Annotated in this window: 22 protein-coding genes; 2 read left to right on the top strand and 20 right to left on the bottom strand. The window is 71.9% G+C overall.

Annotated features, from left to right (window positions below; genetic code table 11):
* Window positions 1-171 precede the first annotated feature (171 nt).
* The 10 genes from SD460_RS19725 to SD460_RS19680 all read right to left on the bottom strand — a co-directional run bounded on the left by SD460_RS19725 (window position 172) and on the right by SD460_RS19680 (window position 9766).
* A complete protein-coding gene (locus tag SD460_RS19725) occupies window positions 172-1446 on the bottom strand; it encodes a deoxyguanosinetriphosphate triphosphohydrolase (protein WP_318306484.1) in 1275 nt (424 codons plus the stop codon).
* Window positions 1447-1479: 33 nt separating this feature from the next.
* Window positions 1480-2133: a YdcF family protein gene (locus tag SD460_RS19720; protein ID WP_290059268.1), complete on the bottom strand. Its 654-nt coding sequence runs from the start codon at window positions 2131-2133 to the stop codon at window positions 1480-1482.
* 32 nt (window positions 2134-2165) lie between these two features.
* Window positions 2166-2771 (bottom strand): response regulator transcription factor, encoded by a 606-nt coding sequence (locus SD460_RS19715; protein WP_290059270.1) that lies wholly within the window; start codon window positions 2769-2771, stop codon window positions 2166-2168.
* Window positions 2768-3964: a sensor histidine kinase gene (locus SD460_RS19710; RefSeq protein WP_290059272.1), complete on the bottom strand. Its 1197-nt coding sequence runs from the start codon at window positions 3962-3964 to the stop codon at window positions 2768-2770. The genes SD460_RS19715 and SD460_RS19710 overlap by 4 nt, the downstream gene beginning before the upstream one ends.
* Window positions 3965-3988: 24 nt before the next feature.
* Window positions 3989-4729, bottom strand: coding sequence for an ABC transporter permease (locus tag SD460_RS19705; RefSeq protein WP_290059273.1), 741 nt, complete (start codon window positions 4727-4729; stop codon window positions 3989-3991).
* A complete protein-coding gene (locus SD460_RS19700) occupies window positions 4726-5658 on the bottom strand; it encodes an ABC transporter ATP-binding protein (protein ID WP_290059274.1) in 933 nt (310 codons plus the stop codon). The genes SD460_RS19705 and SD460_RS19700 overlap by 4 nt, the downstream gene beginning before the upstream one ends.
* 95 nt (window positions 5659-5753) lie before the next feature.
* Complete coding sequence (locus tag SD460_RS19695) at window positions 5754-7142, bottom strand: glycine--tRNA ligase (RefSeq protein WP_290059275.1); 1389 nt, start codon at window positions 7140-7142, stop codon at window positions 5754-5756.
* 83 nt (window positions 7143-7225) lie between these two features.
* Window positions 7226-7870 (bottom strand): class F sortase, encoded by a 645-nt coding sequence (locus SD460_RS19690; RefSeq protein ID WP_290059276.1) that lies wholly within the window; start codon window positions 7868-7870, stop codon window positions 7226-7228.
* A gap of 168 nt (window positions 7871-8038) precedes the next feature.
* Window positions 8039-8677, bottom strand: a complete 639-nt coding sequence (locus SD460_RS19685; RefSeq protein ID WP_318306483.1) for a class F sortase — start codon at window positions 8675-8677, stop codon at window positions 8039-8041.
* Window positions 8678-9766, bottom strand: coding sequence for a hypothetical protein (locus SD460_RS19680; protein WP_290060563.1), 1089 nt, complete (start codon window positions 9764-9766; stop codon window positions 8678-8680).
* Between the two features lie 267 nt (window positions 9767-10033).
* Between SD460_RS19680 and SD460_RS19675 the strand changes: the two genes are divergently transcribed.
* Together SD460_RS19675 and SD460_RS19670 are read left to right on the top strand one after the other, a co-directional pair.
* Window positions 10034-10393, top strand: coding sequence for an ArsR/SmtB family transcription factor (locus SD460_RS19675; protein ID WP_160703294.1), 360 nt, complete (start codon window positions 10034-10036; stop codon window positions 10391-10393).
* A complete protein-coding gene (locus tag SD460_RS19670; RefSeq protein WP_290060567.1) occupies window positions 10393-10806 on the top strand; it encodes a Fur family transcriptional regulator in 414 nt (137 codons plus the stop codon). The genes SD460_RS19675 and SD460_RS19670 overlap by 1 nt, the downstream gene beginning before the upstream one ends.
* 125 nt (window positions 10807-10931) lie before the next feature.
* Here SD460_RS19670 and SD460_RS19665 read toward each other — a convergent pair whose 3' ends face one another.
* The 10 genes from SD460_RS19665 to SD460_RS19620 form a co-directional block, all read right to left on the bottom strand.
* Window positions 10932-11807: a TIGR03943 family putative permease subunit gene (locus tag SD460_RS19665; RefSeq protein ID WP_290060569.1), complete on the bottom strand. Its 876-nt coding sequence runs from the start codon at window positions 11805-11807 to the stop codon at window positions 10932-10934.
* Complete coding sequence (locus SD460_RS19660; RefSeq protein ID WP_290060599.1) at window positions 11804-12811, bottom strand: permease; 1008 nt, start codon at window positions 12809-12811, stop codon at window positions 11804-11806. Before SD460_RS19660 ends, SD460_RS19665 begins: the two co-directional genes overlap by 4 nt.
* Before the next feature lie 126 nt (window positions 12812-12937).
* Complete coding sequence (locus tag SD460_RS19655) at window positions 12938-13363, bottom strand: YbjN domain-containing protein (protein ID WP_290060571.1); 426 nt, start codon at window positions 13361-13363, stop codon at window positions 12938-12940.
* Window positions 13360-14175, bottom strand: a complete 816-nt coding sequence (locus tag SD460_RS19650; protein WP_290060573.1) for an isoprenyl transferase — start codon at window positions 14173-14175, stop codon at window positions 13360-13362. Before SD460_RS19650 ends, SD460_RS19655 begins: the two co-directional genes overlap by 4 nt.
* A 40-nt stretch (window positions 14176-14215) precedes the next feature.
* Window positions 14216-15019 (bottom strand): DNA repair protein RecO, encoded by an 804-nt coding sequence (gene recO / locus SD460_RS19645; protein ID WP_290060575.1) that lies wholly within the window; start codon window positions 15017-15019, stop codon window positions 14216-14218.
* A gap of 52 nt (window positions 15020-15071) precedes the next feature.
* Window positions 15072-15542, bottom strand: coding sequence for a CD225/dispanin family protein (locus SD460_RS19640; RefSeq protein WP_290060578.1), 471 nt, complete (start codon window positions 15540-15542; stop codon window positions 15072-15074).
* A gap of 63 nt (window positions 15543-15605) precedes the next feature.
* Window positions 15606-16700, bottom strand: a complete 1095-nt coding sequence (locus SD460_RS19635) for an RDD family protein (protein WP_290060580.1) — start codon at window positions 16698-16700, stop codon at window positions 15606-15608.
* A gap of 181 nt (window positions 16701-16881) precedes the next feature.
* Window positions 16882-17337 carry a DUF2752 domain-containing protein gene (locus tag SD460_RS19630; RefSeq protein ID WP_290060582.1) on the bottom strand — a complete coding sequence of 152 codons (456 nt, stop codon included), beginning with the start codon at window positions 17335-17337 and terminating at the stop codon, window positions 16882-16884.
* Window positions 17334-17696, bottom strand: coding sequence for a CD225/dispanin family protein (locus tag SD460_RS19625; protein ID WP_290060584.1), 363 nt, complete (start codon window positions 17694-17696; stop codon window positions 17334-17336). Before SD460_RS19625 ends, SD460_RS19630 begins: the two co-directional genes overlap by 4 nt.
* Window positions 17697-17722: 26 nt before the next feature.
* A complete protein-coding gene (locus tag SD460_RS19620; protein WP_290060587.1) occupies window positions 17723-18082 on the bottom strand; it encodes a CD225/dispanin family protein in 360 nt (119 codons plus the stop codon).
* Between the last annotated feature and the right edge of the window lie 50 nt (window positions 18083-18132).

Below are 18132 nucleotides of genomic sequence, written 5' to 3'. Positions count from 1 at the left end.
CGGAGCAGGGTGCTAGTGCCGCTCCCCCGAATGCCGGTCACGGGTCCCGCGACAGGCGGAGCCACCCGCCCGGGCGACCGGCGCCCGCGGACTGCGTCGAGCCGGGCCGAAAGCAGGCGCCGGTGCGGCTCGACCACTTCGAGCAGACGCCACCGAACCACTGGCCCCGGATTACCGGTGCAGGCGGGTCACGTGCCACGAGTACCACACGTGGGCCTGAGCGTCCGTCAGCGAAGCGACCTGGTCGATCACCACCCTCAGCAACCCCGCGTCGTCCTTCGCCGCGTTCCACGCCGGCACGAACAGCGGGTCCAACGACTCCGGCGCCCGGCGGGCCAGCGCGTGCACCAGCTCCGCCAGCAGCTCCCGCTGGCCCTCCTGCATCGCCAGCCGGCGGCGGTCGCTCATCACGTAGCGCAGGGCCAGTGCCTTCAGCAGGGCCACCTCCGCTGCCACCTGTTCCGGGACTGCCAGGCGAGCCTGGTAGCGGCTCAGGGGGCTTGTGCCGAAGGCCGCGCGGGTGCCCGTGACCGCCGCCGTCGTGAAGCGGCCGACCAGTTCGCTCGTCAGGCGCTTCAGGGCGACCTGGGCTCCCGGTGAGCCGTCCGGTTCCGCCTCCGCCAGTGCCGCCACCGCGGGGAGGGCCAGCAGCTCCGTCGCCGCGTTCTCCAAGGTGGACACCGACTGCGACGAGAAGTGCTTGGCCGCGGCCTCGGCGACCGCCGCTCGCTCGTCCGGGTGGGCCAGCACGCGCAGCTTGATGCGGCCGGCCAGTACGCCGTCCTCGACGTCGTGGACCGAGTACGCCACGTCGTCCGCCCAATCCATGATCTGGGCCTCCAGGCACGTGCGCTCCTCGGGCGCGCCCTCCCGGAACCACGCGAACACCGCGGCGTCGTCCGGGTACACGCCGTACTTCGCCGTGCCCGGCTTTCTCGGCCACGGGTACTTCGTCGTCGCGTCCAGGCACGCGCGAGTCAGGTTGAGGCCCGCCGGGGCGCCGTCGGGGCCCAGTAGCTTGGGCTCCAGGCGGGTGAGGATGCGGATCGTCTGCGCATTGCCCTCGAAGCCGCCGCACGCCGCCGCGACCTGGTCGAGGGCGCGCTCGCCGTTGTGGCCGAACGGCGGGTGGCCGATGTCGTGGGCCAGGCCCGCGGTGTCCACCAGGTCCGGGTCCGCGCCCAGCTCCTCGGCGATGCCGCGGCCGATCTGCGCGACTTCCAGCGAGTGCGTCAGCCGCGTGCGCGGGACGCCGGTGACCTCGGCGCCCTCCCCCGGCCCGACCACCTGGGTCTTGCCCGCGAGCCGCCGCAGCGCGGCGGAGTGCAGCACCCGGGCCCGGTCGCGCGAGAACGCGCTGCGCCCGTCCGCCCGCGCGCCGGGCAGCGCCGCGACCTTCGCCGGTTCCGGCAGCAGGCGGGCGGTCTCGTGTTCGGTGTAACCCACCCGGCCAGCTTAAGCGGCACCACCGACAAAAACTCAGCCCAGGAAGGTGGCGAACAGGTCGTCGGCCGGCGTCTTCGTCAGCCGGTAGTACAGCAGCGCGCCGGTCTCGCGGACGATGTAGCGGAACTGGGTGACGCGCTCCTGCACGATCGGCCCGCTGTGCGTCGGCGCCGTCCAGGCGTCCAGGCCCAGGTCGTCGGCCATCGTCCGGGCGCGGAAGGAGTGCCACGGGTCGCTGACGAGCACCGCCGTGTGCCAGTCGCGTGCTTCCACCTGCTGGGCGACCGCGCGCAGGCTCCGCAGCGTGTCACTCCCCTCGCCGACGGCCAGCGTGGCCGACGCCGGGACGCCGTGCCGGGTCAGCCACAGCTGGCCCGCGCGCGCCTCGGTGAAGTTGTCCTCGGCCTTCTTGCCGCCCGCGGTGACGATCGTCTTCGCGACGCCCGCGTCGTAGAGCTGCTTGGCCTTGACCAGCCGGGCCGCGTAGATGTCCGACGGCCTGCCGTTGTACTGCGCCGCGCCCAGCACCACGATGACGTCGGCGGGGGTCCGGTCGTTTTCGCGGGCGACCTGCCACACGCGGAACGCCGTACCGCCGACCAGCGCGACCACCACGAGCACGACGCCGAAGGCGATCCGGCGCGCCCAGTTCGCGAGCGAAGGTTTGGTGCGTTCAGCGGTACCCACCCGCCCCATCTTGTCAGAACCCCGGGGCCCGCTCAGAGCCAGCCGCGCTCCTCGGCGACGCGGACGGCTTCGGCCCGGGTCCGGGCGCCGGTCTTGCCGATCGCGGCGGACAGGTGGTTGCGCACGGTGCCCTCCGACAGGTGCAGGGCCCGCGCCACGTCGGCGACCGTGGCGCCGTCTTTGGCTTCCCGCAGCACGTCCAGCTCCCGCCCGGTGAGCGGGCTGGCCCCGGTGGCGAGGGATTCCGCGGCCAGCGCCGGGTCCACCACCCGGAGTCCACTGTGGACTCGCCGGACGGCTTCGACGAGCTGCTCCGGCGGGGCGTCCTTGACGACGAACCCGGCCGCGCCCGCCGCCATCGCGCGGGCGAGGTAGCCGGGCCTGCCGAACGTCGTGCAGATGATCACCCGGCACGACGGGAGCGCGGCCCGCAGGTCGGCCGCCGCTTCGAGGCCGTCCTTGCCCGGCATCTGCACGTCCAGCAGGGCGACGTCGGGTTTCGTCTCGCGCGCGGCGGCGACGACCTCGTTGCCCGAGCCGACCTGCCCGACCACCTCGATGTCGCTTTCGAGCCCGAGCACGGTGGCCAGCGCCCCGCGCACCATGGCCTGGTCGTCGGCCAGCAGCACCCGGATCAAGCGAGGCCTCCCGCGGGTTCGGCGCGCACGGCCGGGGCGGCCGCGCGGGGTTCGGGCTGCGGGACTTCCGCCCGCACCCGCAATCCTCCCCCGGGCCGGACGGAGGTCCGCAAGGTGCCCCCCGCCGCGGCGAGCCGCTCGGACAGCCCGCGCAGGCCGTTGCCCGCCACGACGACGGTGGCGCGGCCGTCGTCCTCGACCTCCAGCCAGGTGTCGCCGAGCCGCACCGTCACCTGCTTGGCGCCCGAATGCCGCAGCACGTTCGTGACGGCTTCGCGCAGCACGTACCCAAAGGTGTTCTGCAGCTCCGGCCGGACGTTGTCGACGGCGTGCGGCAGGTCGGCGTCGATCTCCGCGGCCCGCAGCGCCGCCCGCGCGCCGGCGAGCTCCGCCGACAGCGACACTTCGCGGTACTCCGAAACGGTCGCGCGGACGTCGGAGAGCGCGCTGCGGGTCAGGCTCTCGATCTCGCGGATCTCCTCGACCGTGCGCGGGATGTCGCCGGAGCTCTCCAGCACCCGCCGGGCCAGCCCCGCCTTGACGGTGATCGTGGTGAGGCTGTGCCCGAGCAGGTCGTGCAGGTCGCGGGCGACGCGCTGGCGTTCGTTGGCCACGGCGAGCGTGGCGATCTCCTCGTTGGCCCGCTCCAGCCGCCGGATGGCGCGGACGAGGTTGGCCATGAAGAACATCGCCAGCGTCACCGAACCGACCGTGATGAGGTCGCCGTAGTCGGCCAGGAACCGGCCTTCGATCAGCATCACCACCGCGCCGGCGGCGAGCGCGCCGACGTCCAGGATCACCGACCAGGCGGCCGGTACCAGGAACACCAGCACCGCCGTGCCGTAGAGCAGGACGAACGCGCTCGCGCTGGTCGTCGCCAGCGTCGCGACCCCCAGGACGTTCATCGTGATCCCGAAAGCCAGCTTCACGCGGCGTTCCCGGCGGAAGAAGAACGGGAAGATCGCGTAGCACAGCGAATACGTGTAGATCAGCAGGCCGGTGAGCACCGCCCCGGCCGAGACGCCGGGCTCGGCCAGCAGCGATCGCGTGACGGGCACGAGGAACGGCAGCAGGAACACCACCGACATGACCGACCACCGCCAGCCCTTCGGGCCGCCGCCGCGCTCGGGATCGGGCAGCGGGTCCTCCCACCAGGATTCCTTGCTGTCCAGCCCGAACTTGCGCTTCGCCATCGCCGTTCCTCGTTCTCCCGGCCCTCAGACGCGGGCGCTGTCCTTACGGTAACGCCTGATCACGAGCACTCCGAGCACGACTGTCCACGCTCCGAGCACGCCGGCCGCGGCCGGCAGGGACACCACCACGTCGCCGGTCACCGCGGGCCGCGCCACCTGCAGCACCCAGTACGTCGGCATCAGCTGGGCGACGTCGTGCATCCAGCCCGGCATCGTCTCGAGCGGGATCCACAGGCCGCCGAGGAAACCCATGCCCAGCGTCACGATCATGGTGATCGGCTGCATCGAGTCCGGCGTGCCGAACTGGCCGAGCAGCAGCCCGAGCAGCACCAGCGGGATCGTGCCGAGCCAGACGCCGGCGAAGATCCGGACCCAGCCCGTGGCGTCGAGGTGCACGCCCTCGACCGTCACGGCCAGCAGTGGCACCAGGACCAGCGCGGGCAGCCCCACGAGCATCCCGGAGACGCCCTTGCCCGCCAGGTAACCAGAGCCGGTCAGCGGCGTCAGGCGCAATTGGCGCTGCCAGCCGGCAGCGCGTTCGAGCGCGAGCCGGGCTCCGCTGTTCGTCGCGGCGGCGAACGTCCCGAACGTCATCATGTTGATCATGATCACGGCGGCGACCGCGGCGTGGTCCGGCGCGTCCGCCTTCGTGAAGACGTTGGCCTGCAACAGGAACATCAGCACCGGAAACGCGACGACGAAGATCAGGAAGCGCGGCGCCCGGAAGTTGCGGCGGATCTCGGTGAGCAGGTAGGCGGCGTTCATCGGACGGGCTCCGCGGTCTCGTCGGCGGTCAGGGAAAGGAAGGCGCCTTCGAGGCCGACGGCGCTGATTTCGACGTCGTGCACGGCCGGGACGGCGGCCTTGAGCGCCCAGAGCGTCTCGTCGGAGTCGGCGCTGGAGATCGCGACGCGGTCGCCGCGCAGCTCGAACTCCTTGACGCCGGGCAGCGCGGCGATCAGCGCCTCGGTGGCGCCCGGGACGGCGGCGCGCACGGTGCGGCCGCCGGCCAGCGCGCGGACCTCGGCGACGCTGCCGTCGGCGACGATCCGGCCGCGGCGCATCAGCACCACGCGGTCGGCGAACTCCTCCGCTTCTTCGAGGTAGTGCGTGGCGAACACGACCGTGCGGCCGGACTCGGTGAACGCGTACATCGACTGCCAGAACTCGCGCCGCGTCCCGACGTCCATCGCCGCCGTCGGCTCGTCGAGGATCAGCAGGTCGGGGTCGCTGACCAGGGCGACAGCGAAGCGCACGCGCTGCTTCTGCCCGCCGGACAGCTTGTTCGCGCGGCGCCCGGCCAGCTCTTCGACTCCGGCGGCGCGCAGGGCTTCGGCCACCGGCATCGGGCGGCGGTGCAGGGCCGCGACCATGCCGACGGTCTCGCCGACGGTCAGGTCGTCCATCAGGGCGCCGCCCTGCAGCATGGCGCCGATCAGCCCGGCGCGGACGGCGTCGATCGGCTTGCGGCCGAACACGCGGACTTCACCGGCGCCGGGGCTGGTCAGGCCGAGGATCATGTCGACGGTGGTGGACTTGCCGGCGCCGTTCGGGCCGAGCAGGGCGACCACCTCGCCCGGGGCGATCGTCAGGTCGAGGCCGTCGACCGCGTGGACGTCGCCGTAGTGCTTGCGCAGGCCGGTGAGGTGGATCGCGGCCCCCGCCGCCACCGCCTGGATGTCTGGTTCTCGCATGCCCCCAGGCTGCCGCCCGGCGGGCCCGGGACCCCAGACCGTGCGTCACGACCTGGCCGTGACAGGTGTCAGGGGTACCCGGGCTCCGGGGCGGTTCAGCAGCCGATGAGGCGGGCCGCCAGGTAGGACTCGAGCTTGTCGATCGCGATGCGCTCCTGCGACATCGAGTCGCGCTCGCGCACGGTCACGGCCTGGTCCTCGAGCGAGTCGAAGTCGACCGTGACGCAGTACGGCGTGCCGATCTCGTCCTGGCGGCGGTAGCGGCGGCCGATCGCCTGCGCGTCGTCGAAGTCGACGTTCCAGTGCTTGCGCAGGGTCGCGGCGACCTCCTTCGCCTTCGGGGTCAGGTCGGCGTTGCGCGACAGCGGCAGCACCGCGACCTTGAACGGCGAAAGCCGCGGGTCGAGCTTGAGCACCACGCGGGTGTCGGTGCCGCCCTTGGCGTTCGGCACCTCTTCCTCGTGGTAGGCGTCGACCAGGAACGCCATCATCGACCGGCCGACACCCGCCGCCGGCTCGATGACGAACGGCCGGTAGCGCTGCCCCGATGCCTGGTCGAAGAACGACAGGTCCTGACCCGAGTGGTTCGAGTGGGTGGTCAGGTCGAAGTCGGTGCGGTTGGCGATGCCCTCGAGCTCGCCCCACTCCTGGCCCGCGTTGAACGCGAAGCGGTACTCGATGTCGACGGTGCGCTTCGCGTAGTGCGAGAGCTTTTCCTTCGGGTGCTCGAAGTGGCGCAGGTTCTCGGCCTTGATGCCGAGGTCCTTGTACCAGTTCGTGCGCTCGTCGATCCAGTACTGGTGCCAGCGCTCGTCCTCGCCCGGCTCGACGAAGAACTCCATCTCCATCTGCTCGAACTCGCGCGTCCGGAAGATGAAGTTGCCCGGCGTGATCTCGTTGCGGAAGGACTTGCCGATCTGGCCGATGCCGAACGGCGGCTTCTTCCGCGTCGTCTGCTGGACGTTGGTGAAGTTCACGAAGATGCCCTGCGCGGTCTCCGGGCGGAGGTAGGCCAGGCCCTCTTCGGACTCCACCGGGCCGAGGTAGGTCTTCAGCATCATGTTGAAGTCCCGCGGTTCGGTGTACTTGCCGCGCGTGCCGCAGTTCGGGCAGGGGACGTCGGACAGGTCGTCCTCGGTGGTCTCCTTGCCGCTGCGCGCCGAGTACTCCTCGGCGAGCTGGTCGGCGCGGAACCGCTTGTGGCAGGAAAGGCACTCGATCAGCGGGTCGGTGAAGACGTTGACGTGGCCGGAGGCCACCCACACCTGCCGCGGCAGGATCACCGAGGAGTCGAGGCCGACGACGTCGTCCCGGCCCTGGACGACCGTCTTCCACCACTGGCGCTTGATGTTGTCCTTGAGCTCGACCCCGAGCGGCCCGTAGTCCCACGCCGAGCGGGTACCGCCGTAGATCTCCCCGCTGGGGAAGACGAAACCACGGCGCTTGCACAGGCTGACTACGGTATCGATGGTGTTCGTGGGCACTCCACGCTCCGGAAGCATGCGGGGACGGTTATCGGACTAGAACGTCCAGGGTATCCGCCGGGGCCCAGCGGTTATCGCGCAGGCTACGGCCGCGACACCAGCGACGCCGTCACGACGCGGTTGTCCTCGTAGCCCTCGGTCCCGCCGACGTATTCGCCGCCGCAGGTGACCAGCAGCAGCTTGTGCGGGCCGTCGGGGTCGAAGAGCTGCTCGGAGCGGCCCGCGAGGTCGGTCTTGTGGACGGTCTCGGTGGCGTCGACGCGGTAGACCCAGGCGCCGCCCGCGGTGTCGGTCAGCTTGATCTCCTGGCCCTGCTTGACCTGCCAGAGCTCCATGAAGGGGCCCTTCTTGCCCTTCCAGTTGACGTGGCCGGAGAGCAGGGCGACCCCGTGGTCGGCGCCGAGTTTCGCGCCCCACCAGGCGGCTTCGCCGAGGCCTTCGGGGATCTTGAGCGCGCCGTTCGCGTCGAGGTCTTCCTGGACGAGCTTCGCGGCACCACCGCCGGGCAGGCTCAGGTTCGCGGGATCGCGACCGGCGTCCTGGGTGGTCTGCCGGCCGGCGGGCTGGTTCGCGACGGGAACGGGCGCGTTCGCGACCGCGGGTTCATCCTTTCCGGTGAAGATGAGCAGGGTGGCGACGAGCGCGGCGACGACGAACGCTCCGGCGACGCCGACGATCCACCAGCGGCCGGCGCCCGGTTTCCGTTCGGCCGGGTTCTGCTCCTGCATGGGGTCGGGCTCCTTCGCTCGGTGACTTGGCGGAGGAACACATGCGGTGGCGGGCGTGGGAGGTTGCATCGAGTCCGGCTCGCGGCCGGGGGGGTCGATGACGTGAATGACTCATTCCTGTCGTCTCACGACAGGAATGAGTCATTCACGTCGTTCAGCGGGCGGGGATCAGCCGGTCGGGCGGGTGACCAGCTTCGCCGTGACCAGGCGGTTCTCGTCGTACCCCTCGGTGCCGCCCACGTAGTCGCCGCCGCAGGTGACCAGGACCAGGCGGTGGGGGCCGTCCTGGCCGAACCAGCGCCGGGCCTGCTGCGGGAGCGTCTCCTTCGGGAGCGTGACCACCTCGTCGACGCGGTAGACCCAGCGGCCGCCGCGGGCGTCGACGATGCTCACCTCGTCCCCGGCCCGGGTGCGCCACAGCTCGTCGAACGGGCCGCGCTGCCCTTCCCAGTTCACGTGGCCCGACAGCAGCGCCGCGCCGCGGTCCGCGCCCAGCTTCGCGCCCCACCAGGCCGCGTCCGCGAGCCCGCGGGGAATCGGCAGGACGCCCGTGTCGGTCAGCTCCGTGCGGACCAGCCGCGCGGTCGCGCCGTCGGGCAGGCGGACCGTGCCCGGGCGCTGCTGGGCCGCCGATTCACTGTCCGCGGGCAGCACCGCCGGGGCCGCGTTCTCGCCCGGCAGCGTGCCGGGCGGTGGCGCGGCGAGCGGCGCCGACGTCGGCGGCAGCCACGTCAGCAGGACGATCCCGGCCGCGAACGCGGCCACGGCCAGCGCGGCCGCGACGGCGGCCAGCGCGGTGCGGAGCACCTAGTCCGTCCCGGACTTGCGGCGCCGGCCGAGCAGCAGGGCGACCGCCGCGAAGAACACACCGCCGAAGAGCAGGCCGATGCCGAGCGGGACGCGGGAGCCGTCGCCGTCGGTCGCCGGGGCCGCCGCGCCGAGGTAGCCGGCCGGGACCTGCGTCGGGACCGCCGCCTGCGACGCGCTCGTGCCGCCCGCCTGGTTGCCCGCCTTCGCGACGAACCCCTTCGGGACCGAGCAGCTGACCCCGCCGAGCACGATGTTCGTCTGCACGTCCTGCAGCGCGGCGCCGGTCGCGTCCTTGACGTGGGTGGTGATCTCGACGCGCCAGCCGGCGACCGCGGTGAAGTCGCCGCCGCGCCAGCCGTCCTGCCGGATCAGCTGGTCGAACGTGCCGACGCGGGTCAGCTTGAGGTCGGAGACCGTGGTGCCCTTGTCCGCGTTCGTGATTTCGCCGGGCGGGCCCAGGCGCAGGTTGGTCAGCTGGAGGCCCGCGTTGCCGCCGGGCACCGGGACGATGCCGAGCGCGCCGTCGGACTGGCGCACCCACAGCCGCGCGACGGACGTGGTGGCGGTGAGCTTGGCGGGACCGGTGCAGTCCACCGCCGACTTCGCGCCTTCGAGCACGAGCACGGTGTTGTCGACCGGCTTCGCCGCGCCCTGCCAGACGTCGCGGAGCGCGTAGTTCGTCTCCGCCACGGCGGTGGGCACGGTGGTCGCCTGCAGTGCGGCGACGACGTTGTGGTCGCGGCTCGCGACACCCGGCGGGTACGGGTTCTGCGACGGGCTGTAGCGGCCGAGGTCGATCTGGTAGTGCCCGCCGAAGGTCGCGCGCTCGCCGTCGTCCTTGGGGACGGTGACGCGATCCGTGCCGAGCTTCGACTGGCCCGGCAGCAGCGGCGAGCGCTGCGTTTCGGTGATGAGGGCACCGCCGCGCTGGCCTTCGCCGCCGATCCGGACCGACGCGATGTTCGCGAACGAGACCGGCCCGGTCTTTTCGTCGACGGCCTGCGTCTGCGCTCCGGCCAAACCCACTCCGACCAGCGGGAACACCACAGCCGTCAGCGCGGCTGCTTTTGTTGCGAAACGGGTCATGTCTCCCCACTGGTCTGCTCGGGCGCGGCGCCGGCGTACCGAGAAGCGACGAAACGCTCCGCGACAACCTTGCACCGTCGGCCACTACATGCGAAGCCGAAGAGCCAATATCCCACGAACTCACCCGAACGGGGTAATACCACCAGCCGTACCCCGCAGCTCGCCGCCGGGGCGGGGCTCCCGTCCGGGGGAACACTAGGATGGGCGAGGCCGTTACTGGCAATGACTACGGAATTCATGGTCCGGACGGGCAGGGTGGAGGCGGGCATGGCGACGGTGACCGGGAGTGGTGCCCAGCCGGGTCTCGCGGAGTGCGCGCCGGGTCCGGCGCCGGTGCACCCGTCACCGTCGGTACTGACGGACGCGGGCGACCTGCTGCGCGCGCTGGCCGCGCCGGTCCGGATCGCGATCGTGCTGCAGCTGCGGGCCGCCGACCGGTGCGTGCACGAGCTGGTGGACGCCCTCGACGTCGCGCAGCCGCTGATCAGCCAGCACCTGCGGGTGCTGAAGACCGCCGGGGTGGTGCAGGGCGAACGCCGCGGCCGCGAGGTCGTCTACCGGCTCGCCGACGACCACCTGGCGCACATCGTGGTCGACGCCGTCGCCCACGTGCAGGAAGGAAAGTGATGAACCCCGCCGCGCCGCGCAGCCAGGCCCCGGTGCCCGGGCGCCGATCGACCCGCCAGCGAGCCGCGGTCGTCGAGCTGCTGAGCACCGTCGACGACTTCCGCTCCGCCCAGGAACTGCATGACGAGCTGCGCAAACGCGGCGACGGCATCGGCCTGACGACGGTGTACCGCACCCTGCAGTCACTGTCGGAGGCCGGCGAGATCGACGTGCTGCGCACGGACTCGGGCGAGGCGATCTACCGGCGGTGTTCGGCGCACCACCACCATCACCTGGTGTGCCGGGTGTGCGGGCGGACGGTGGAGGTCGAGGGACCGGCGGTCGAGCGGTGGGCGGAGAAGATCGCGAGCGAGCACGGCTTTTCGGAGATCTCGCACACGGTGGAGATCACCGGCACCTGCGCGGAGCACTGAGCCGGGCCCGGTGCGCGGCTGGCGCGCGGGATTGGCCGTCGGGCCGGGTTCGCGCGTGTAGGCACTCGAGCCGTGGATGAGCAGCAGGGGCGGTGCCTGCTCCGGTCGTCCGTCTTGGACGAATGTCAGTACTCGTAAGGATCCTTCGGGGCCGGGACCGTCGCCAGCGAGGCCGGGGTTAAGTCGGGCGTGTAGCTGTTGGTCCTCGTGGCGGTGCCGGGGACCACCTGGCCCGTCACGCGGATCCACGCGTCGCTCGCCAGGTGGTCGGCTTCGCCGCCGCGGAGGCGGACCGTCACCGGGAACGCGTCGGCCGCGCAGCAGCTGATCACCAGGCGGGCCAGCAGGGTGCCGCCGTCGGTGTGGACGACGAACCCGGTCAGGGCGACGGTGCGGCCGTTCAAGGTGCCTGCCGCGTCCCAGCCTGCTCGGCTGACGAACTCGTTGACCGCGAGGGGAACCGGGTCGCCCGCCGGGAGGGGTGGGAAGGAGGCCGCGTTGGCTGCTGCCGCGCTGGCCGGGACCCTCGCTTCCGTGCGGATCACCGAGTCCGCGCCTAGGGCTGGGGGTGCCACCAGGAACACGGCTAGGACCGGGACCAGCAGCAGCCAGGCCGGGCGGGCCGAGTGGGCATGACCGTGACCGTCGGCCGGGGCGACTGGGTGGTCTGGCGCGGCCGACGTGGCCGAGCGGTCCGGCGCGGGCAGGCGGTCTGGCGCGGCCGACGCGCCCAGGGCCGCACCTCGCCCGGCCGGAGGGGCCGAGTGGGCGTGGTCGTCGACCGGGGCGGCCGAGAACTCCTCCGGGGTTGCGCCGGCGCGGGCGGACAGGAGGTCGCGCACGATCGCGACCGCTCCCAGGAGCACCATCACCGCGCCGCCGGTGATGATCCAGGGTTGCTGGGCCGGTTTCACGTACCTCAAGTAGTCGCCGTTGACCGCGATCTTGATCAGGGCGCCGCCCAGCAACAGCAGCAGGATGTTCTGCGTCTCGCGCTTCACGACACTCCCACCAGGACGCCGGCGGCGACCGCGCAGGCTGTGGCCACCGCGAACGTTGCCGGGGCGAAGCGGATCGCGAACGACTTGCCGAACGTGCCCGCCTGCAGCGCGAACAGCTTGACGTCCACCGCCGGGCCGACGACCAGGAACACCAGCTTCGGCAGCAGTGGCAACGCCGTCAGGGACGCGGCCACGAAGGCGTCCGCCTCGCTGCAGAGCGCCAGCACCACCGCGAGCACCGCCATCACCAGCACGCCGAGCACCAGCTGGTCGCCCAATACGCCGAACCACTTCGCCGGGACCAGCACGTTCAGCGCCGACGAGATCAGCGCGCCCAGCACCAGGAAGCCGCCCGCCTCCACCAGGTCCGTGCGGGCCGTCTCGGCGAACACCCGCCACCGCTGTCCGCTCGGCACCTCCGGGAGGCGGCGCAGCGCACGGGCGGTGATCCACTCGAGCTTGCCCCAGCGGGCCCACAGCCAGCCCATCACCACCGCTGTCGCCAGCGAGCCGGCGAAGCGGGCCAGTACCATCTCCGGCTTGCCGGGGAACGCGACCGCGGTGGCCACCAGCACCACCGGGTTCACCGCCGGCGCCGCCAGCAGGAACGTCAGCGCCGCGGCCGGGGCCACGCCCTGCCCCATCAGCCGGCGCGCGACCGGTACCGACGCGCACTCGCAGCCCGGCAGCGCGACCCCGGCCAGGCCGGCCACGCCGACCGCCGCACCGGGACGGCGGGGCAGCACCTTCTCCAGCACGCGGGCGGGCACGAACGCCGCGATGGCCCCGCTGATCAGCACTCCCAGCACCAGGAACGGCAGCGCCTGCACGCAGACGGCGACGAACACGGTCGAGCCGGTGCGCAGCGCGGGCACGTCGAACAGCTGCTGCAGCCAGCCCTGGCCGAGGATCGCGATGAGCAGGATCGCGCACAGCACCTCGACCGAGCTGATCCGGAAGCGGCGCACGCGCCGGCCGGGCTCGGTGCCGGAAGTGGAAACGATGTTCACGACGACGATGATGCCAGTGCCCACCGACAGGAAGTGACCCGCACGGGCCGCGAAAGGACGGATACGGTCCGTTTCCGACCGGAATCCGCCGTTCGCGGCGGAATCTCCACCCCGTGTGGGTTACCCGGCGGACCCGATACCCGGCAAATCCGTCCGCAGCTGCGAGGCCGTCGACACGACCAGCATGAGCAACGTCCCCAGCGCCGCCGCGTCCAGGCCCGCGGCCGGGAACGCGTACCGCAGCGTCACATCGACCCCGGAGTCGGTGTGCCCGACGCCGAGCGTCCCGAACAGCCCCTGCCCCGCCCGCTCGGCGACCGCGATCGACAGCTCCGGTCCGTCCGCCAAGTCCCAGGCGACCACGCAGGTCAGCGAGAGCACGGTGAGCCCCTCGCCGAGCCGGGTCGCCTGGATGACGCACGGGACGTCGCCGTGGGAGAACGTCAGCGCGCCGTCGTCGTCGACGCGGACCTCGAGGTACCGCTCGAGCGCTTCCTTCGCCTGCGTCAGCAGCTCCCCGGTCTCCGCCGCCTCGGTCGCGCTCACGAGGAAGCCGCCTGGTCGACGGCGCCGCCGAAGCGGCGATCCCGCTTCGCGAACTCCAGGCAGGCCCGCCACAGGTGCGTCCGGTCGAAGTCCGGGAACAGCGTGTCCTGGTAGACCATCTCGGCGTACGCGGACTGCCACAGCAGGAAGTTCGACGTCCGCTGCTCCCCCGAAGGCCGCAGGAACAGGTCCACGTCGGGCATGTCCGGCTGGTACAGGTACTTCCCGATGGTCTTCTCGGTGACCTTGCCCGGGTCGAGCTTGCCGTCCGCGACGTCGCGAGCGATCCGCTGCATCGCGTCGCCCAGCTCGGCGCGGCCGCCGTAGTTGACGCACATCGTCATGTTCAGCGCCGTGTTGTGCTTGGTCTTCTCCTCGGCCGCCTGCAGCTCCTTGATCACCGAAGCCCACAGCTTGGGACGGCGGCCCGCCCACCGGATGCGCACGCCGATCGAGCCGAGGTAGTCGACCTGGCGGCGGATGGTGTCGCGGTTGAAGCCCATCAGGAACCGCACCTCTTCGGGGCTGCGCTTCCAGTTCTCCGTCGAGAACGCGTACACCGAGAGCCACTTGACGCCGATTTCGACGGCGCCGGCGGCGACGTCGATCATCACCGCTTCGCCGCGCTTGTGGCCTTCGATCCGGGGCAGGCCGCGCTGGTTGGCCCAGCGGCCGTTGCCGTCCATGACCAGTGCGACGTGCTTCGGGACCAGCTCGCGCGGGATTTCCGGCGGCACCGCGCCCGAGGGGTGCGGATCCGGGGCACGCAGCTCGTACCGCGACGCCTTGTTCTCGCGTCCCCTGCGCAGCACTGCGAGCCTCCCTGGATGGGTGAAACCGGTCAGCCCGACCCTACTGCCCGGGCACCGCCTGTCTTTCGGGGGCTCGGGGCGAAGCCCCGGAGGACACCGCCGCTTCCCGGGCACGTCGCTCGACCAACGGAAGCGACCGGAGCTGACGCTCCAGGTGCCACTGCAGGTGGGCAGCGACCAGGCCGCTGGCGTCCCGGCGGGTGCCGGGCAGGGTCGACTCGGCCAGCGGCCATTCGCCGTGCAGGAGGGCGGTGAGCAGGTCGAGGACCTCGGGCGCGGGGTGCACGCAGCCGGGGATCCGGCAGTCCTGGCACATCGAGCCGCCCGCGGCGACGCTGAACGCGACGTGCGGGCCCGGCAGGCCGCAGCGGGCGCACTCGGTGAGCGCGGGCGCCCAGCCGGCGTAGGACATCGCGCGGAGGAAGAACGCGTCGAGCACGAGGGACGCGTCACGCTCCCCGGCGGCGAGGGACCGCAGCGCGCCGCAGACGAGGAGGTAGAGCTTGAGCACCGGTTCGCCCTCTTCGGCCGAGAGCCGGTCCGCGGTTTCGGCGATCGCGCTGGCCGCGGTGTAGCGCTGGTAGTCGGCGACCAGCGGCAGCTGGAACGCGTCGACGGTCTCGACCTGCGTGATCACGTCGAGCGTGCGCCCGGTGTAGAACTGCACGTCGACGTGGCCGAACGGCTCCAGCCGGGCCCCGAAGCGGGACGACGTCCGCCGCACGCCCTTCGCGACGGCGCGGACCTTGCCGTGCCGCCGGGTCAGCAGGGTGACGATCCGGTCGGCTTCACCCAGCTTGTGCGTGCGCAACACCACCCCGGTGTCGCGGTAGAGGTTCACCACCCCGACATCGTCCCACTTCCGGGCGATGCCGGGGTGGTGCGCCCCGCGGGAATCAGCAGTAGTAGCCCGTGCAGTAGCTGACGCTGGAGGCCGCGGCGAGCGCGATGATCCAGACGATGATCACGGTCACGCAGCTGAGCCCACCGATGATGGTGGCGATCAGGCAGAGCGTCTTGGTCGTCTTCGACGCCTGCTCCGCCATCGCGTAGTTGCCCTGCATCTTGTACGTCTGGACCTCGTTGGACTTCATGATCGCGAAGATCGCGAGGATCCAGAAGAGGAAGATGCAGCCGATCGCCCAGCCCTTGTAGTCCTTGATCTGGTTGATGTCGCCACCACCGCCGGGCATGCCGCCGTAGCCGGGGGCGCCGAACCCACCGGTGGGCGGCTGGCCGTACGGAGCGGGCTGGCCGTACGGCGCAGGCTGGCCGTAGGGCGCGGGCATGCCACCGGACGGCGGGCCGTAACCCGGCTGCTGCGGCTGCTGGCCGTAGGGCTGCTGCTGGCCGTAGGGATTGGTCATGAACTTGTACCCCAACTACTCGTGATTGTCCGCCGGGCCACCCCGGCGGTGGTGCGGGAAGATCTAGTGCTGGCCGAACTGGCCCGGGTCGATCTTGCGGGTCTGCTCGGCCTCGTCCTGCTTCTCGGGACGCAGCATCTGGGTGCGCTCGGCCTGCTCGTCGAACGCGGGCGTGCCGCCGGCGGGTGTGCCCCCGGCGTCGGGGCGCAGCATCTGCGTGCGCTCGGCCTGCTCGTCGAACGCGGACCCGCCCGGCGGCGGCGCGAGCGGCTGACCCGGCTGCGGGAAACCACCCGAAGGCGGCTGCGGCTGGCCGAACCCGCCCGGCGCGGGCGCCTGCGGGAAGCCACCGGACTGCGGCGGCTGCCCGAACCCGCCCGGCTGCGGCTGCTGGTCGAACCCGCCGGGCTGCGGCTGCTGCGGGAAGCCACCCGGCTGCGGCTGGCCGAACCCGCCGGATGGCGGCTGCTGCGGGAAACCCCCGGGCTGCGGCTGGCCGAAGCCACCCGGCGCCGACTGCGGCTGGTCGAAGCCGCCGGAGGGCGACGGGTAGCCACCCGCGAACGGTTGCGCGCCCGGCTGGCCGAAGGGCGAGGGGGCGGCGACGGCGTCGGCCGGCACGACGACCGTGCCGACGATCTTGTCGGAGAGCGTCTGGGACTTGTCGTCCCACAGCGGCCACAGCCAGCCGACGTAGCAGAGGACGTTGTCGACGAAGTGGGCCAAGTCGCGCACGAAGGCCATGCCCGCGCCGACCGGCTGCCCGGTGTCCTCGCGGACCAGCTTGATCTTCGCGACCCGCTTGCCCAGCGACTGCCCGGTGTTGCCCTGCTGGATCCACCGGTTGTAGATGGTCCAGCCGAGCCAGGCGAGCCCTCCGATCACGGCCAGGAGCGAGCCGGCGTCCCCGCCGGCGAACGACGCGGGGATGACGATCAGGTACAGCAGGACGACGGGTCCGAAGTCGACGAGCCAGCCGAGGGCGCGCTGGCCCCAGCTCGCGTAGGTCCGCGGCGGGCCGAAGGGAGCGCCTTGCCCGAACGGCGCCGGCTGCCCGAACGGCGCGGGCTGGCCGTACGGCGTCGGCCCCGGCTGTCCGAACGGCTGCTGGCCACCGGGCTGCTGCCCGAACGGCTGCTGGCCGTAGGGATCGGTCATTGGGTCTTCCCCTCGCTGGTCACTTCCCCGACGCGCGGAAACGGATCCGCCCTCATCGGTCCGGTCCGCGGGAGCGTACTCGCTCCGGTCACGGCCGCGCCTCCCAGGCGTCGGCTGTCCGGGTGACCCGCGCACCGGTCCGACGCGAAGGGTGGATCACCGGTTCCGCGCCGCGCGGGATTCAGACGCGCAACGCCGTGAACGGCGCGAACGGCAGGTTGCGGATGACGAACCAGACGACGAACACGATGGAAAACACCAGTGGTGTCCAGCGCCAGTGCAGCCAGCTGTCCAGCGCGCGGCCGCGCAGGCGCCCGAGGGTCCACGTGGCCGTGCTCCACACGAACAGGAGCACGACCACGAACGACACGGCGTTGTAGTGCAGTGCGGCCGGGATGTCCCCGTGCATCAGGCTGTACGCCATCCGCATGCCGCCGCAGCCCGGGCAGTCGATGCCGAACAGCGCCTTGGTCGGGCAGACGGGCAGGAACCCGCCGGGCGTGGTCGGATCGCCGACCCAGACGACCGCGCAGCACAAGCCGAGCCCGGCCACGAGGGCCAGCGGCGGCGCGAGCGCGCGCAGCTTGGCCTTCGTGCCCCGAGCCGGGATTCCCGTGTAGACGGTCGTCGCGGTCACGGCGTGAACCGGTCCGCGTTGGCGCCGACGACCACGATCATCACCACGATGAACACGACGTAGAGCAGCAGGAGGATCCCGGTCGAAATCGCCGACCACATCGCCCACTTCCGGGCGTCGTCGGCCGCCTTCTGCGCCTCGGCGTGCATGCCCTGGAACCACAGCGAACTGACCTGGCTGGACTTCACGATCGAGACGATCCCCAGCGGCAGGCAGCAGAGCACCGTGCTCAGGATCGCCCACACCATGTTGTTGTCCGGCGGCGGGCCGTAGTTCGGCGGCGGGTAGCCGTAGCCGTAGCCATAGCCGGGTGGCGGTCCGCCCGGGGGCGGGTACGGCGGCGGGTACTGGTCGGTCACCGGAATCCTCCTGCTGTTCGGCTACGTCAGTATGACGTCGTGCCCGCGCCGAACGTGAAGACGCCCGCGATCATCAGGATGATCCACAGCACGAGCCACGCGACACCGACGACGGCCGAGATGATCGCCCACTTCTTGGCGGAGTCGGCGGCTTCCTGCGCGGCGGCGGTCTGGCCCTGCGCCCAGAGCCCGTTCACCTTCGCGGCCTGCACGATCGACACGACGCCGAACGGGAGGCAGCAGAGGATGGTGGTGAGGATGGCCCACACCAGGTTGTTGCTCGGGGGCGGGCCCGGCTGGTAACCGCCCGGCTGGCCGCCGGGGTAGTTCGGCTGCCCGCCGGGCTGGTCGCCGGGGTAGTTGGGCATGCCCTGGCTGTCGGTCATTTCGGTCGGTCCCCTTCGTTGTGCTCCACGGACGACCACCGGTATCCGCG

Source organism: Amycolatopsis solani (assembly GCF_033441515.1).
Lineage (GTDB): Bacteria > Actinomycetota > Actinomycetes > Mycobacteriales > Pseudonocardiaceae > Amycolatopsis > Amycolatopsis solani.
Note: the sequence above shows the minus strand (reverse complement) of the source record. Positions and strands in the feature narration are given on the sequence as shown.

Coding starts and splice junctions, on each gene's coding strand:
- SD460_RS19710 (WP_290059272.1), bottom strand. CDS start 3,964: ATGGCGAAGCGCAAGTTCGGGCTGGACAGCAAGGAATCCTGGTGGGAG.
- SD460_RS19705 (WP_290059273.1), bottom strand. CDS start 4,729: ATGAACGCCGCCTACCTGCTCACCGAGATCCGCCGCAACTTCCGGGCG.
- SD460_RS19700 (WP_290059274.1), bottom strand. CDS start 5,658: ATGCGAGAACCAGACATCCAGGCGGTGGCGGCGGGGGCCGCGATCCAC.
- SD460_RS19690 (WP_290059276.1), bottom strand. CDS start 7,870: ATGCAGGAGCAGAACCCGGCCGAACGGAAACCGGGCGCCGGCCGCTGG.
- SD460_RS19680 (WP_290060563.1), bottom strand. CDS start 9,766: ATGACCCGTTTCGCAACAAAAGCAGCCGCGCTGACGGCTGTGGTGTTC.
- SD460_RS19675 (WP_160703294.1), top strand. CDS start 10,034: ATGGCGACGGTGACCGGGAGTGGTGCCCAGCCGGGTCTCGCGGAGTGC.
- SD460_RS19670 (WP_290060567.1), top strand. CDS start 10,393: ATGAACCCCGCCGCGCCGCGCAGCCAGGCCCCGGTGCCCGGGCGCCGA.
- SD460_RS19640 (WP_290060578.1), bottom strand. CDS start 15,542: ATGACCAATCCCTACGGCCAGCAGCAGCCCTACGGCCAGCAGCCGCAG.
- SD460_RS19635 (WP_290060580.1), bottom strand. CDS start 16,700: ATGACCGATCCCTACGGCCAGCAGCCGTTCGGGCAGCAGCCCGGTGGC.
- SD460_RS19620 (WP_290060587.1), bottom strand. CDS start 18,082: ATGACCGACAGCCAGGGCATGCCCAACTACCCCGGCGACCAGCCCGGC.